The organism is Cellulosimicrobium sp. SH8 (assembly GCF_025818875.1).
Taxonomy (GTDB): domain Bacteria; phylum Actinomycetota; class Actinomycetes; order Actinomycetales; family Cellulomonadaceae; genus Cellulosimicrobium; species Cellulosimicrobium cellulans_D.
This window is the reverse complement of record NZ_JAMXMH010000012.1, coordinates 152,009-165,086: the sequence shown is the minus strand read 5'-3', so window position 1 is coordinate 165,086 and position 13,078 is coordinate 152,009. Positions and strand designations below refer to the sequence as shown.

Below are 13,078 nucleotides of genomic sequence, written 5' to 3'. Positions count from 1 at the left end.
GGTCATCAGCTCGCCCCGGCCTCACCGGTCGCGCCCGGCGTGGCGCTGGCCGTCGGACGCGCGACGCGCCGCGCGCGGGCCATCTTGCGCTCCGACGGGATGCGCTTCTGGCGCGGGTCGAACGCGTCGCGCAGGCCGTCGCCGATGAAGTTGACGCACAGCGCGATCGCGACGATGAACAGGCCCGGCCACCAGAACAGCCACGGACGCGTCGCGAACGCCTCCTGGTAGTCGCTGATGAGCTTGCCGAGCGAGGTCGCCGGGTTCTGGATGCCGACGCCCAGGTAGCTGAGCGCCGTCTCCAGGAGGATCGCCGAGCTCATGAGCAGCGTCACGTTGACGATGATCACGCCGACGGCGTTGGGCAGCATGTGCTTGAAGATGATCCGGCTGTTGCTCGCCCCCGCGACGCGCGCCGCGTCGACGAACTCGCGCTCGCGCAGGGAGAGGAACTCGCCGCGCACGAGACGCGCGAGCGGCGGCCACAGCACGAGGCCGAGGAACGCGCCCAGGATGAGCGGGTTGCTCCCGCCGGAGAGCAGGGCGAGGACCGCGCCGATGACGATGACCGGCATCGTGATGATGAGGTCGGTGAACCGCATGAGCCACGAGTCCACGCGACCGCGGAAGAACCCGGACAGCGCCCCGAAGAGGATGCCCGCGACGGTCGAGATGACGCCGACGGAGAGCACCACGAGGAGCGACGTCTGGGTACCCAGCATGACGCGCGCGAAGACGTCGCGGCCCGCCTCGTCCTGGCCGAAGATGTGCTCGGCCGACGGGGCGCCGCCGTTGACGAGCGGGTACGTGGAGCCCTGGCCCGTCGCCTTGTAGGCGTACCAGCCGTTCCAGCCCGCGACGCCGATCGACGTCACCGCGAGGAGCACGATGCCGATGAGGACGACGAGCGCGACGACCGCACCCTTGTGGTGGAAGAAGCGTCGCCGGACGATCTGGCCCTGCGACAGGCCCTCCACCTCGAGCAGCTCGATCTGGTTCTCGAGCGCGCCGCTCTGCGACGCGTCGTTCGGTGTGTTGCTCATGCGTTCACCCGGATCCGCGGGTCGAGGGCTGCGTAGATGAGGTCAGCCACGATGTTGGCGATGATGGCGAGGGCCGCGACGATGACGAGGTAGGCCATCACGGGGTCGATCTCACCTCGTTGGAGCGAGTTGAGGAAGAGCAGGCCCATGCCGGGCCGGCCGAAGACCTTCTCGGTGATGATCGCGCCACCCAGGAGCGTGATGACGTCGATCGGGACGATCGTCGCGAGCGGGATCAGCGTGTTGCGGAACCCGTGCCGCATGACCACGGTCCGCTCGGGCAGGCCCTTGGCGCGCGCGGTGCGGATGTAGTCCTGGCTCATCACCTCGAGCATGCTCGCGCGCGAGTACCGGGTGTACCCGGCGAACTGGATGAGCACCAGCGCGATCGTCGGGAGCAGCAGGTGGGTGTACTGGTCGAGGACCTGCACCCAGAAGTTGCCGCCGAGGTTCGGCGTGCTGTTGCCGATCGTCGGGATGGGGCGGCCGTTGATCGCCGGGGCGGCGAAGTAGGCGGGCCACACGGACATCACCTTGTCGACGAAGATCATCGACCCCACGAGGAACGCCGTGATGGCCGCCGCTCGCGCCGACACGCCCTTGTCCGGGCCGCCCCACGCGAACCCGATCCCGATGCCGACGGCGACGGTGACGACGGCGAGGACCAGCACGAGCCACCAGCCGTCGACCTGGCGGAGCACGGACTGGATCGGGAAGTAGACGACGACGCCGACGACGACCGTGGTGAGCGCGGCGTAGAGCGCACGACGGTTCTGCAGGCCCGAGACGAGGGCCGTGATCGCGAAGGCGAGGGCGGTGCCGGTCACGACGATGATCACGGGACCGAGGTTCGGCTCGTCCCACCAGCCCGAGAGCTGGAGGTAGAGCAGCGCGAGCGCGCTCGCGGCGAAGCCCATGCCGAACACCGTCGCACGTCGTCGTGCGGTCCCGCCGAACGCGAGCGACCACAGGAGACCCATGATCACGCCGACCACGGCGATCACGAGGATCGAGAGGTTGGGGTCCCGGAGGAAGTCGTTGAAGCCGATCGCGCCCCACTGCTTGAGCAGGACGGCGACCCAGAAGGCCGGGAGCGAGTACAGGACGAACGAGACGAAGATCGTCAGGTAGTCGAAGGTGCTGTACTGACGCAGCGCGCTGACGATGCCGACCATGACGCCGAAGACGACCGCGAGCACCGTTGCCGCGGCGACGAGCTGGATGGTCGAGATGACCGCGCCCTGGAGCAGGGCCGAGACCGACTGGCCGCTGCGCCAGGCGACTCCGAGGTCACCGGTCACGAAGTCGCCGAGCCACTTGAAGTAGCGGATGACGACGTTCGTGTGAAGGTCGAGGTCGATCGTGCGCTGTTCGATCAGCTGGGCCTTGTTGGGGTTGGTGCTCCCCTCGAGATCCATGAAGATGTACGGCCGGATCGCGGCGCTGACGAGCAGGAACATCGCGAACGTGGACACGAGGAGGGTCGCCAACCCTGCCAGCACACGCCGCGAGATGAAGGAGAACATCGGAGGTCTTACCTCGCTGGTCGGTAGGGACCCCGGGTCTGGGGCCGGTCGATTCTACGCGTGGGTCTCGCGTGATCGTGAACCGAGGGGCACGGGACGCCGTGGTATCAGGACGTCGGGGACGGGAGCACGCGAGGACCGGGGGCCTCGACGGGCGGGCCGTCGAGACCCCCGGTCTCTCACGTCCGGACGGGCCCGCCGTCGTCCTCGCGGACGGCGACGGGCCACGTCAGGCGGTCAGGACTGTCAGCCCTCGAACGACCAGTCCCAGAAGCCGTGGAAGATGGTCGGGCTGATCGTGATCGGCTCGACACCCTTCAGGCCGTCGTTCCAGCCCTGGATGGCCGGGAACTGGAAGATGGTCACACCGAAGGCGTCCGCCCACAGGTTCTTCTCGACCTCGAGCTGGAGCTGGAACTGCTCCTCGGGGTCGGTCGAGACCTGGAGCTGGTCCAGCGCGGCGTCCACGGCCGGGTTGTTGTACTGGCCGTAGTTGTTGATGCCCGGCGTCGGCGACCAGCGGAAGTTGGCGTCCGACTCGGTCACGGCGGTCGAGGTCGACTGCCAGCCGAAGAGCGAGGCGTCGTACTGGTCCTGGCCGGACTGGAGCAGCGTGCCCCACTCGGCGGCCGGGCGGCCCGTGTCGACGATCGTGAACCCGGCCTGAGTGGCGGTGTCCGTGATGAGCGCGAGCTCGTTCACGCGGCGCGTGTTCTCGTTGTTGTACGCGAAGCGCACGTTGATCGGCGTCGCGACGCCCGCGTCGGCGAGCAGCTGCTGCGCCTTGGCGATGTCACCCTCGTTCGGGTAGTCCGCCGAGCCGTTCTCCGCGACCATCTGGTCGTAGTTCGGCGAGCCGGGGATGAGGATGTTCGAGTTGCGCACCTCGGCGTCCGGGTTGAGCGGCTTGATGAGGTTGTCGACGATCGTCTGGCGCGGGATCGACAGCAGGAACGCCTGGCGGACGGCCTTGGCCTTCTCGGCGTCGCCACCGTAGGTCGCCGGGTCGAACGGACCGCCGTTCTGGAAGACCAGGTCGACGTGCTCGTACGTGCCCTCGATGCCCGAGCGGGTCTCGATGCCGTCGAGCGCCTCGAGCGCGGTGCGGACGTCGGCGGACGCCTGCGGGCCGATGAGGTCGACCTCACCGTTCTGCAGCGCCTGGACCTGGGCCATCGGGTCGTCGATGTAGCGGACCGTGACCGTGTCGATCGAGGCCTTGTTCTGGCCCGCGAAGTCGGGGTTGGCCTTGAGCGTGAGGAACTGGTTCTCCTCGTACGCGTCGAGCGTGTAGGCGCCGGTCGAGACCGTCAGCGCGGGGTCGTCCGGCATCTTGACGAACTCGAAGCCCGAGTTCCAGAACGCCGAGATCTTCGACAGCGCCTCGACGTCGTTGTTGAGGATGGCGTCGCGAACGGCGTCCTTGGCCTCCTGCGCGTCCTCGATGCCGAGGGCCTTCTGGCCGACGACGTGCGCGGGGACGAACTGGTTCGTGAAGTTCAGCTCCCAGTCACCGAACGGCTTCGAGTAGACCGTCGTGATGGTCTTGCCGTCGTCGCTGATCGTCGGGGTGTCCTGGATGAGCGCCACGCCCGGCGAGCTGCCGTCGAAGTAGACACCGGCGTCCACTGCGTCCTGGTTGGTGACGTTGCCCTCTTCGTCCGTCTCCGCCTGGACCGTGTTGAGGTTGGTCCCGGAACCGGCCCACTCGAGGAGGATGTCGGTCGCGTCGAACGGGGTGCCGTCGGACCACTTCGTGTCGTCCCCGACCGTGTACTCGATCGTCAGCGGGTCGTCGGACACCTTCTTGTACGTGCCGAACGACTCGTCCTGGACGAGGTTCAGGTCGGCGTCGTAGTAGTTGAAGCCCGAGTTGAGCATGTAGTTGATGACCGCGTTCTGCGTCGCGTTGCCGTTCGCGGAGCTCAGGTTGAGCTCGTTGAGGGGCGCCTCCCACGCGACGGTGACGGCGGACTCGGTGTTGATGCCGGAGTCGTCGGTCTCGGTCGTGCCGTCACCCGACGTGCCGCTGCACGCGGAGAACAGCAGTGCCCCGGTGACCGTCACCGCAAGGGCGGCACTCGTGCGCCTGATCTTCAATGTTCCTCCTCCAAGGGATGGTGGGCGCGGACGGACGAGCGTTCGTTCGCCCCCCGGCCGCCCCGTCGCCCGCGCGTCCGGTTGGTGTCGGTGCGCGTGGACGGGCATGCCCACCACGGTTTGAGGCAACGCTACCCAGCAAGTTGCGAGGCTTCTCCCCCTTGCCCGGTTGCTGCGGTCGATCGTTATCGAGTTGATACTGGCCGGTACGGCCGCGTGTACACCCCGAGACAGCAGAGAAACACGCGCGAAACCTGCCCGGGCGTGAGACGACGACGCCCGCCGCATCTCACGATGCGGCGGGCGCGCTGTGCCGTAGCAGGGGCTCAGACGTTGAAGCGGAACTCCACGACGTCGCCGTCGACCATGACGTAGTCCTTGCCCTCGACGCGCGCCTTGCCCGCCGCGCGCGCGGCCGCGACGGACCCCGTCGCGACGAGGTCCTCGAACGACACGACCTCGGCCTTGATGAAGCCGCGCTCGAAGTCGGTGTGGATGACCCCCGCGGCCTGCGGCGCGGTCCAGCCCTTGCGGATGGTCCAGGCGCGCGCCTCCTTGGGGCCCGCGGTGAGGTAGGTCTGGAGCCCGAGGGTGTCGAACCCGACGCGCGCGAGCTGGTCCAGCCCGGCCTCGTCCTGCCCCGACTCGGCGAGCATCTCCTTCGCCTCGTCCGGCTCGAGCTCGACGAGCTCGGACTCGAACTTCGCATCGAGGAAGATCGCCTGGGCGGGCGCGACGAGCGCGCGCAGGCGGTCCTGCAGGCCGTCGTCCGCGAGTCCGGCGTCGTCGGTGTTGAAGACGTAGATGAACGGCTTCGCCGTGAGGAGCTGGAGGCTCGCGACGTCGGCGAGGTCGAGCCCGGCGGCGGCCGCGCCCTGGAAGAGCGTCGTGCCGGCCTCGAGGATCGCCTGCGCCTTCTGCGCGGCGTCGAGGAGGGCGACGTCGCCCTTCTTGATCTTCACCTCCTTCTCGAGGCGAGGAACCGTCTTCTCGAGCGTCTGGAGGTCGGCGAGGATGAGCTCGGTGCTGATGGTCTCGATGTCGCCCTCGGCGTCCGTCGAGCCCTCGACCCGGACGACGTCCGGGTCGGCGAACGCGCGGGTCACCTGGCAGATCGCGTCGGCCTCGCGGATGTTCGCGAGGAACTTGTTGCCGAGCCCCTCCCCCTCGCTCGCGCCCTTGACGATCCCGGCGATGTCGACGAACGACACGGTCGCGGGCAGGATGCGCTGGCTGCCGAAGATCTCGGCGAGCTTGTCGAGCCGCGGGTCGGGGAGCGAGACGACGCCGACGTTCGGGTCGATCGTCGCGAACGGGTAGTTCGCCGCGAGGACCTGGTTGCGCGTCAGGGCGTTGAACAGGGTGGACTTGCCGACGTTGGGCAGGCCGACGATGCCGATAGTGAGTGCCACGTCGCCCGAGTCTACGGGCCGGGGCCGCGGTGCGCGGACCCGGCCCGCAGGTCAGGCCGCGGACATCACCTTCTGGAGCAGCTCGGGCGCGCGCCGGTCGTACGCGCGAGCGCCCCAGCGGACGCCGAGCAGCAGCACGACGACCCCGACGACGGCCCCCACGACGAGCGTCACCCAGCCCACGACCGGCTGGTCGGCCAGGATCGCGACCAGCCCCGGCACGAGGAACGGGAGCGACAGCGCGAGGACGAGCAGCATCGCGACCGACTGCGCGACGAGCGTCGCCATGGCGGCGCCCTGCGGCTGCTTGAACGGGCTGTCGCCGGGCTTGGGCACCGGGTACAGCAGCCGCGCCGACGTCGCGCTCGACACGCCGGTCGCGACCAGGAGCGTGCCGACCGTCAGGCCGAGCAGCGCCGGCAGCGCGTCCCAGCGTCCGGCCACGGCCACGGAGGCCACCGCGAAGACGAGCGTCACGACGCTCCCCGCGACCAGCACCGGGAGGGCGCGGCCCCACCGGTCCGCGCGCCCGGAGACTCCCGTCGACACGTGCAGCGCGAACGCCGTGTGGTCGTACGCGATGTCGGCCGAGATCGAGAACCCGAGGATCCACGCGGTGAACGGCGCGAGGGCGAGGAAGATCTCGGACCCTGACCCCCCGCCCACCACGAGCAGCACGACGGGGATGAGCGGGACGACCGCGATGGACCCCGAGTACCGCGGGTCGCGGAGCCAGTACGTCGCGGTGCGCGCCGCGACGGCGCCGGTCGGCGTCGCGGGGAACCGGGAGAAGAAGCCCAGCCCCTTGGCCCGGCCTCCGGAGCCCGCCGCGGGCGGCGTCACGAGCGCGCGGGCGAGGGCCTTGTCCCACACGACCCACGCCAGCGCGAGGGTGACCAGCGCGACGACGAGCCGCGCGAGCGCGAGGCCCCACGCGCCGTCGTGCACCGCGGCACCCAGGCCCCACGGGGCGCCGAACGGGGTCCAGGCCGCGATCTCGGCGAGGCGCGTCACCATGCCCCGCACCGCGTCGCCGTCGACCGGGCCCTCCCCGAGCTGCGAGCCGACCCAGGCGAAGGCGGGCCCGACGAGGACGAGCGGCACGAACGCGGCGATCGTCACGACCTCGCGGTAGCGGCGCGACTCGAGCAGCGGGGCGAGGGCCGTCGTCGTCGCGCGCGAGCCGACGACGCAGAGCGCCACCGCGAGGACCGCGCCGACGAGCGCGGCGAGCACCGCGAGCGGCGTGCGCCACCACGCGAAGGAGACGCCGAGCGCGGCGAGGGCCGTGACGATCCCGGGGATCGACACGACACCCGCCACGGCGAGCCCGGCGAGGAGCCGGCGCTGCGGGATGCCGAACAGGACGAAGCGCTGCGGGTCCAGGGTGGCGTCCACCCCGAACGCGAAGAGCGGGATCACCCACCACCCGAGGACGGCGAGCGCCCCGACGAGGATCATGATCGACCCGGCGAGCGCGGGGTCATCCGTGCCGAGCACCACCATCCCCACGACGAGCATCCCGACGACGAACAGCCCGTAGAGCGCGCCGACGAGGAACCCGATGGTCTGCCACACGCTCCGCCGGAACGTGTTGCCCATCAGGGTGAGCTTGAGCCTTACGAACTGCGCAACCACGCCAGGCCCTCCGTGCTCTGCCGGCCGCCGACGAGGTCGACGAAGCGATCCTCGAGGCTCTGGTCGCCGCGCACCGCGTCGACCGTCCCGGCCGCGAGGACGTGCCCGCCCGCGACGACCGCGACGTGGTCGCACATGCGCTGCACGAGGTCCATGACGTGGGACGACACGACGACCGTCCCGCCGCTCGCCACGTAGCCCGCGAGGATGTCGCGGATGTTGGCGGCCGAGACCGGGTCGACGGCCTCGAACGGCTCGTCGAGGACCAGCGTCCGCGGCGCGTGGATGAGCGCGGTCGCGAGCGCGATCTTCTTCGTCATCCCGGCCGAGTAGTCGACGACGAACGTGTTCGTGTCCTTGGCGAGGTCGAGCGCGGCGAGGAGCTCGGCGGTGCGCTGGGCCACGGTGTCGCGGTCCATGCCACGCAGGAGGCCCGCGTACGTGACGAGCTGGGCGCCCGTGAGCCGGTCGAAGAGCCGGACGCCGTCGGGCAGCACGCCGAGCTGCCGCTTGCCCGCGACGGGGTCCGCCCAGAGGTCGGTGCCGTGCACGTGCGCGGAGCCCGCGTCGGGACGCAGGAGCCCGGTCGCCATGGAGAGCGTCGTCGTCTTGCCCGCACCGTTGGGCCCGACGAGCCCGTAGAACGAGCCCGCCGGGACGTCCAGGTCGATGCCGGCGACGGCGATCTTCTCGCCGAACCGCTTCCACAGCCCGCGCAGCGAGAGCGCGGCGGCGGGGTCGGGCGGCGTCGGGAGGCCGGGCTGCGTGCCGGCGAGGGGACCTGGCACGGTGCCGGGCGTCGGGCCCGGCGCGGAGGCGGGCGCGCCGGCCGGCGCGACGGGTGGAACGGGGGTGGGATCGACCATGCGGCCCAACGTAGCGGAGCCCTCCGACCTGGTGCGGTGCCTTTTGTCACGACCTGTCCGCCACGGCGCGCGCGACGTGTCGGAGGCCGTCGTGTCGGTCCCCCGTGGGAGGGTGCCGCCATGGACACGTCGGGATGGTTGCTCTTCGCGGTCGGCCTCGTGCTGGGGCTCGTCGGCGGCGCCGCGCTCGTCCTCACCGTGCGGCGAGCGTCGCCCGACGCCGCCGCCGCGGAGGTCCGTCGGCTCACGCAGCTCCTGGGGCAGGCGCAGCAGGAGGCGGCGCGCGGCGCCGGGCTGGCCGAGCGGCTGGAGGCCGAGCGCGAGGGCTTCGTGCGCCAGCTCGGCGCGGCGCAGCGCAGCGCGGACGAGCGTCTCGACCTCGCGCGAGCGACCCACGAGCAGCAGCTCGCGGAGCTGCGGGTCGCGGCCGAGCGCCGCGTCGAGGAGGTCCAGGGCGACCACCGCCGGCTCGAGGGGCAGTTCGAGGCGCTCTCGCGCAAGGTGCTGGCCGCGGGCACGGAGCAGTTCCTCGTCCAGGCGGAGGAGCGCCTGCGCCGCAGCCAGGAGCAGGGCGCGGCGGAGCTCGAGCGCCGCGAGGAGGCGGTGCGGCACCTCGTGGAACCGCTCGCGGGCGCGCTCGAGAAGGTGCGTGCCGAGGTCGCCGAGGCCGAGCGGGCGCGGCTCGCGGCGCACGGCAGCCTCGCCGAGCAGGTGCGCGGGGTCCGCGACGCGTCGGAGCTGCTGCGGGTCGAGACGTCGCAGCTCGTGACCGCGTTGCGGTCGTCGCAGGTGCGTGGCGCGTGGGGCGAGCTGCAGCTCCGCCGCGTGGTCGAGGCGGCCGGGATGCTCCCTCACGTCGACTTCGTGGAGCAGGACCAGGTCGCGACGGACGACGGCGCGCTGCGCCCCGACATGGTGGTGCGGCTCGCCGGGGGCAAGCAGGTCGTCGTCGACGCCAAGGTCGCGTTCCTCGGCTACCTCGACGCGCAGGGCGCGACCGACCCGGCGGTGCGCGCCGACCGGCTCGCCGCGCACGCGCGCCACATGCGCAAGCACGTCGACGACCTCGGCGCCAAGCGCTACTGGGACCAGTTCGGCCCCGCGCCGGAGTTCGTCGTCATGTTCGTGCCCGCGGAGTCGTTCCTCTCGGCGGCCGTCGAGCAGGACCCGTCGCTCCTGGAGCACGCCGTCGCGAAGAACGTCGTCATCGCGACGCCCATGACGATGGTCGCGATGCTCCGGACGATCGCCTACGCGTGGCGGCAGGACGCGCTGGCCACCAACGCGCAGCAGGTCCTCACGCTCGGCAAGGAGCTGCACGGGCGGCTCGCGGTCATGGGCTCGCACCTGGCCAAGCTCGGGCGCCAGCTCCAGAGCGCCGCGGACTCCTACAACCGGACCGTCGGCTCGCTCGAGACCCGCGTGCTCGTCAGCGCGCGCCGGTTCGCGGACCTGCACGTCGTGGACGACGACCTCACGACGCCGCCGACGGTGAACCCGCAGCTCAGCGCCGTGAGCGCGCCCGAGCTGCTCGCGTCCGTCAACGAGTCCGTGGTCGCGATCGACGAGCGCCCCGAGGATCGCGAGGAATCGCGTCGGGAGCCGTCGGCGGGCGGCGCGAGCGCCTGATCGCTCACCCGGGTCGGCGGGCTGCGGCCGATTCCGGCGCGGGCGTCAGACGGGCTGGACGGAGAGCGAGGTGCGACCCCCGCGGGCGGGGCGACCGCCGTCGGACCCGGACGACTTGAGGTCGGCGCGCAGCTCGCGCGGCAGCGAGAACATGAGGTCCTCCGTCGCGGTGCGCACCTCCTCGACCTCGCCGAACCCGCGCTCCGCGAGGTAGGCGATCACGTCGTCTACGAGGATCTCGGGCACCGACGCCCCGGACGTCACCCCGACGGTCGTCGCGCCGTCGAGCCAGGCCGGGTCGATCTCCTTCGCGCGGTCGACCCGGTACGACGCCCCGGCACCGGCCTGGAGCGCGACCTCGACGAGGCGCACCGAGTTCGACGAGTTCGCCGAGCCGACGACGATGACGACGTCCGCGTCGGGCGCGAGCTTCTTCACCGCGACCTGGCGGTTCTGCGTCGCGTAGCAGATGTCGTCGCTCGGCGGGTCCTGGAGGGTCGGGAACTTCTCCCGCAGCCGGCGGACCGTCTCCATGGTCTCGTCGACGGAGAGCGTGGTCTGCGAGATCCACACGACCTTGTCGGGGTCGCGGACCACGACGTCGTCGACGTGGTCGGGCGAGTCGACGACCTGGACGTGGTCCGGCGCCTCCCCGGCCGTGCCCTCGACCTCCTCGTGCCCCGTGTGGCCGATGAGGAGGATGTCGTAGTCGTCCTTGGCGAAACGGACGGCCTCCTTGTGCACCTTGGTCACGAGCGGGCACGTCGCGTCGATCGTGTCGAGGTTGCGCGCCGCGGCGGCGGCCTTGACGGCGGGCGAGACGCCGTGCGCCGAGAACACGACGCGGGCGCCCTCGGGCACCTCGTCGGTCTCGTCGACGAAGACCGCACCGCGCTCGCTCAGCGTCTCGACGACGAACTTGTTGTGCACGATCTCCTTGCGCACGTACACCGGCGCGCCGTAGTGCTCGAGCGCCTTCTCGACCGCGACGACGGCGCGGTCCACGCCCGCGCAGTAGCCGCGCGGCGCGGCCAGCAGGACGCGCTTGCGCGGCACGGAGCCCTGCGGGGCCGCCTCCGACGGGACGGCGGGGCGGTCGGACGGGTGCGCGGACGAGCCGGCGGGGAGGTCGCTCACGCCACCGAGTCTAGGCGAGCGCCCGCGCACCGACCCCGGTGCGGCCCGTCACCAGCGGCCGACGCCCGCGCTCCTCCCGCCCTCCGCACAGCACCGACGCCGGTGCTCCACCGTCCCTCCCCACCGTCCGGGCGAGGCGCAGGAGGGCGGGAGACGGATCTCACCCGGGCGGGACGGCCCTCCGGGTCGCCGGACCTCCGGGCGCCCCGGAGGATCGAGGGATGGCCGACGACCTCGACCCGACCGACCCCGACGCTCCCCCCGACGCCGCCGACCCGAGCGAGCCCGCGGGAACCGCCGACCCCGTCGCCCCTGCCGACGCTGCCGGGCCGGGGAGGCCTCGGCGCCGTCTGTGGCGGTGGCTCGCGCCCGCCGTCGCCGTCGTCGTGGCGGGGGTGCTGGTCCTCGCGGCGACCGTGGAGCACGACCGGTGGGTCGCGTCCGTCGACCAGCACCGCGCCGACGTCGCGCAGGCCGAGCGCGACGCCGAGACCGCCCGCGCCGACGCGGTAGCGGCGTACGTGCCCCGCCTCGCGACGCTCGCCGCCACGGAGGTGGTCGGGGGTGCCGTGCTGGCGGGCAGCGAGGGCCAGGTCGAGGACCCCGCCGTGCGCGACCCGCTGGCGGCGGCGCTGCCGGAGGCCGGGTCGCTCGTCGGGACACCCGTCGAGTACCCGGTCGAGGTCCGCACGGTCGACGCGCTGTCGCGCCCGAACCCGTTCTTCCCGCGGACCCTGCCGGAACGGCGGTTCGAGGTCGTCACGGGGTCCACGCCGTCGCCCGAGGCGCTCGACGACGCCGCCTCGGCGGTCGCCGCCGCGACGCAGGACGTCGCGACGGCGTGGCAGCAGTGGGCGTACGACGGGCTCGAGGGCGCGGTCACGGACGGGCGCCCGGTGCTCGCGGAGTCGGCGGGGCTCGTCTCGGACGAGGCGCACCGCACGGCGCTCGACACGGCGCTCGCCGCCGCGGGCACGACGCTCGACGCCGGCGTGGGCGGCGCACCCGTCGCGGAGACGGTGGCGCAGCGGGACGCCGTGCTCGGCGCCACCGAGGCGGTGTGGAGCGACCGGCTGGCGCTGACGCTGCAGCAGCGCCGCGAGCTGGGGCGCGCGCAGGGCGTGGACTGCACGGTCGACCGGTGCGTCGCCCTGACGTTCGACGACGGGCCCGGTGCGGACACCGAGCGCCTGCTACAGACGCTCGCGGACAAGCACGTCACCGCGACGTTCTTCCTGGTCGGGACCAACGTCGAGAAGCGCCCCGACGTGGTGCGGGACACCGCCGCCGCGGGCCACCTGCTCGCGAACCACACGTGGGACCACCCCCAGCTCACGACCCTCGACGACGACCAGGTGCGCGCCGAGCTCGAGCGGACGCAGGAGGCGATCACGCAGGCGTCCGGCGCGACGCCGACGTTCCTGCGCCCGCCCTACGGCGACGTCGACGACCGCGTCCGGTCGGTCGCGACCCGCACGGGGCTGCAGGTGATCCTCTGGAACCTGGACACGCTCGACTGGAAGACCAAGGACGCCGCGGAGACCCGACGGCGCGCCGTCGAGGGCGCCCGGCCGGGGAGCGTCGTCCTCATGCACGACATCCACGCCACGACGGTCGACGCCGTGCCCGGCATCATCGACGACCTGCGCGCCCAGGGGTACCTGCTCGTGACGGTCGACCTGCTCGCTCCGTGAGCGGCCGCGCAGACCCGACGGCGCACGCTCCGA

General features: G+C 72.0%; 9 protein-coding genes. 2 read left to right on the top strand and 7 right to left on the bottom strand.

Going from position 1 to position 13,078, the window contains the following annotated elements:
* Nucleotides 1–5: 5 nt before the first annotated feature.
* From NF338_RS17135 to NF338_RS17110, 6 genes are all read right to left on the bottom strand, one after another.
* Nucleotides 6–1,043 carry an ABC transporter permease gene (locus tag NF338_RS17135; RefSeq protein ID WP_087471534.1) on the bottom strand — a complete coding sequence of 346 codons (1,038 nt, stop codon included), beginning with the start codon at nt 1,041–1,043 and terminating at the stop codon, nt 6–8.
* Nucleotides 1,040–2,569, bottom strand: a complete 1,530-nt coding sequence (locus tag NF338_RS17130; RefSeq protein ID WP_264031897.1) for an ABC transporter permease — start codon at nt 2,567–2,569, stop codon at nt 1,040–1,042. Before NF338_RS17130 ends, NF338_RS17135 begins: the two co-directional genes overlap by 4 nt.
* Before the next feature lie 246 nt (nt 2,570–2,815).
* Complete coding sequence (locus NF338_RS17125) at nt 2,816–4,669, bottom strand: ABC transporter family substrate-binding protein (protein ID WP_264031896.1); 1,854 nt, start codon at nt 4,667–4,669, stop codon at nt 2,816–2,818.
* 326 nt (nt 4,670–4,995) lie between these two features.
* Nucleotides 4,996–6,081 carry a redox-regulated ATPase YchF gene (gene ychF, locus NF338_RS17120; RefSeq protein WP_264031895.1) on the bottom strand — a complete coding sequence of 362 codons (1,086 nt, stop codon included), beginning with the start codon at nt 6,079–6,081 and terminating at the stop codon, nt 4,996–4,998.
* Nucleotides 6,082–6,132: 51 nt separating this feature from the next.
* Complete coding sequence (locus tag NF338_RS17115; RefSeq protein ID WP_264031894.1) at nt 6,133–7,683, bottom strand: hypothetical protein; 1,551 nt, start codon at nt 7,681–7,683, stop codon at nt 6,133–6,135.
* Between the two features lie 17 nt (nt 7,684–7,700).
* Nucleotides 7,701–8,585 carry an ABC transporter ATP-binding protein gene (locus tag NF338_RS17110; RefSeq protein WP_264031893.1) on the bottom strand — a complete coding sequence of 295 codons (885 nt, stop codon included), beginning with the start codon at nt 8,583–8,585 and terminating at the stop codon, nt 7,701–7,703.
* A gap of 120 nt (nt 8,586–8,705) precedes the next feature.
* Between NF338_RS17110 and rmuC the strand changes: the two genes are divergently transcribed.
* Entirely contained in the window at nt 8,706–10,214 is a 1,509-nt protein-coding gene (gene rmuC / locus NF338_RS17105; protein ID WP_264031892.1) for a DNA recombination protein RmuC, read from the top strand.
* 45 nt (nt 10,215–10,259) lie between these two features.
* On the opposite strand, the gene NF338_RS17100 is transcribed toward rmuC, so the two are convergent.
* Nucleotides 10,260–11,270, bottom strand: coding sequence for a 4-hydroxy-3-methylbut-2-enyl diphosphate reductase (locus NF338_RS17100; RefSeq protein ID WP_244286421.1), 1,011 nt, complete (start codon nt 11,268–11,270; stop codon nt 10,260–10,262).
* 302 nt (nt 11,271–11,572) lie between these two features.
* Here NF338_RS17100 and NF338_RS17095 point away from each other — a divergent pair, with 302 nt between their 5' ends.
* On the top strand, nt 11,573–13,045 hold the full coding sequence (locus tag NF338_RS17095; protein WP_264031891.1) for a polysaccharide deacetylase family protein: 1,473 nt from the start codon (nt 11,573–11,575) through the stop codon (nt 13,043–13,045).
* Nucleotides 13,046–13,078 lie beyond the last annotated feature (33 nt).

Coding starts and splice junctions, on each gene's coding strand:
- NF338_RS17135 (WP_087471534.1), bottom strand. CDS start 1,043: ATGAGCAACACACCGAACGACGCGTCGCAGAGCGGCGCGCTCGAGAAC.
- NF338_RS17130 (WP_264031897.1), bottom strand. CDS start 2,569: ATGTTCTCCTTCATCTCGCGGCGTGTGCTGGCAGGGTTGGCGACCCTC.
- NF338_RS17115 (WP_264031894.1), bottom strand. CDS start 7,683: ATGGGCAACACGTTCCGGCGGAGCGTGTGGCAGACCATCGGGTTCCTC.
- NF338_RS17110 (WP_264031893.1), bottom strand. CDS start 8,585: ATGGTCGATCCCACCCCCGTTCCACCCGTCGCGCCGGCCGGCGCGCCC.
- rmuC (WP_264031892.1), top strand. CDS start 8,706: ATGGACACGTCGGGATGGTTGCTCTTCGCGGTCGGCCTCGTGCTGGGG.
- NF338_RS17095 (WP_264031891.1), top strand. CDS start 11,573: ATGGCCGACGACCTCGACCCGACCGACCCCGACGCTCCCCCCGACGCC.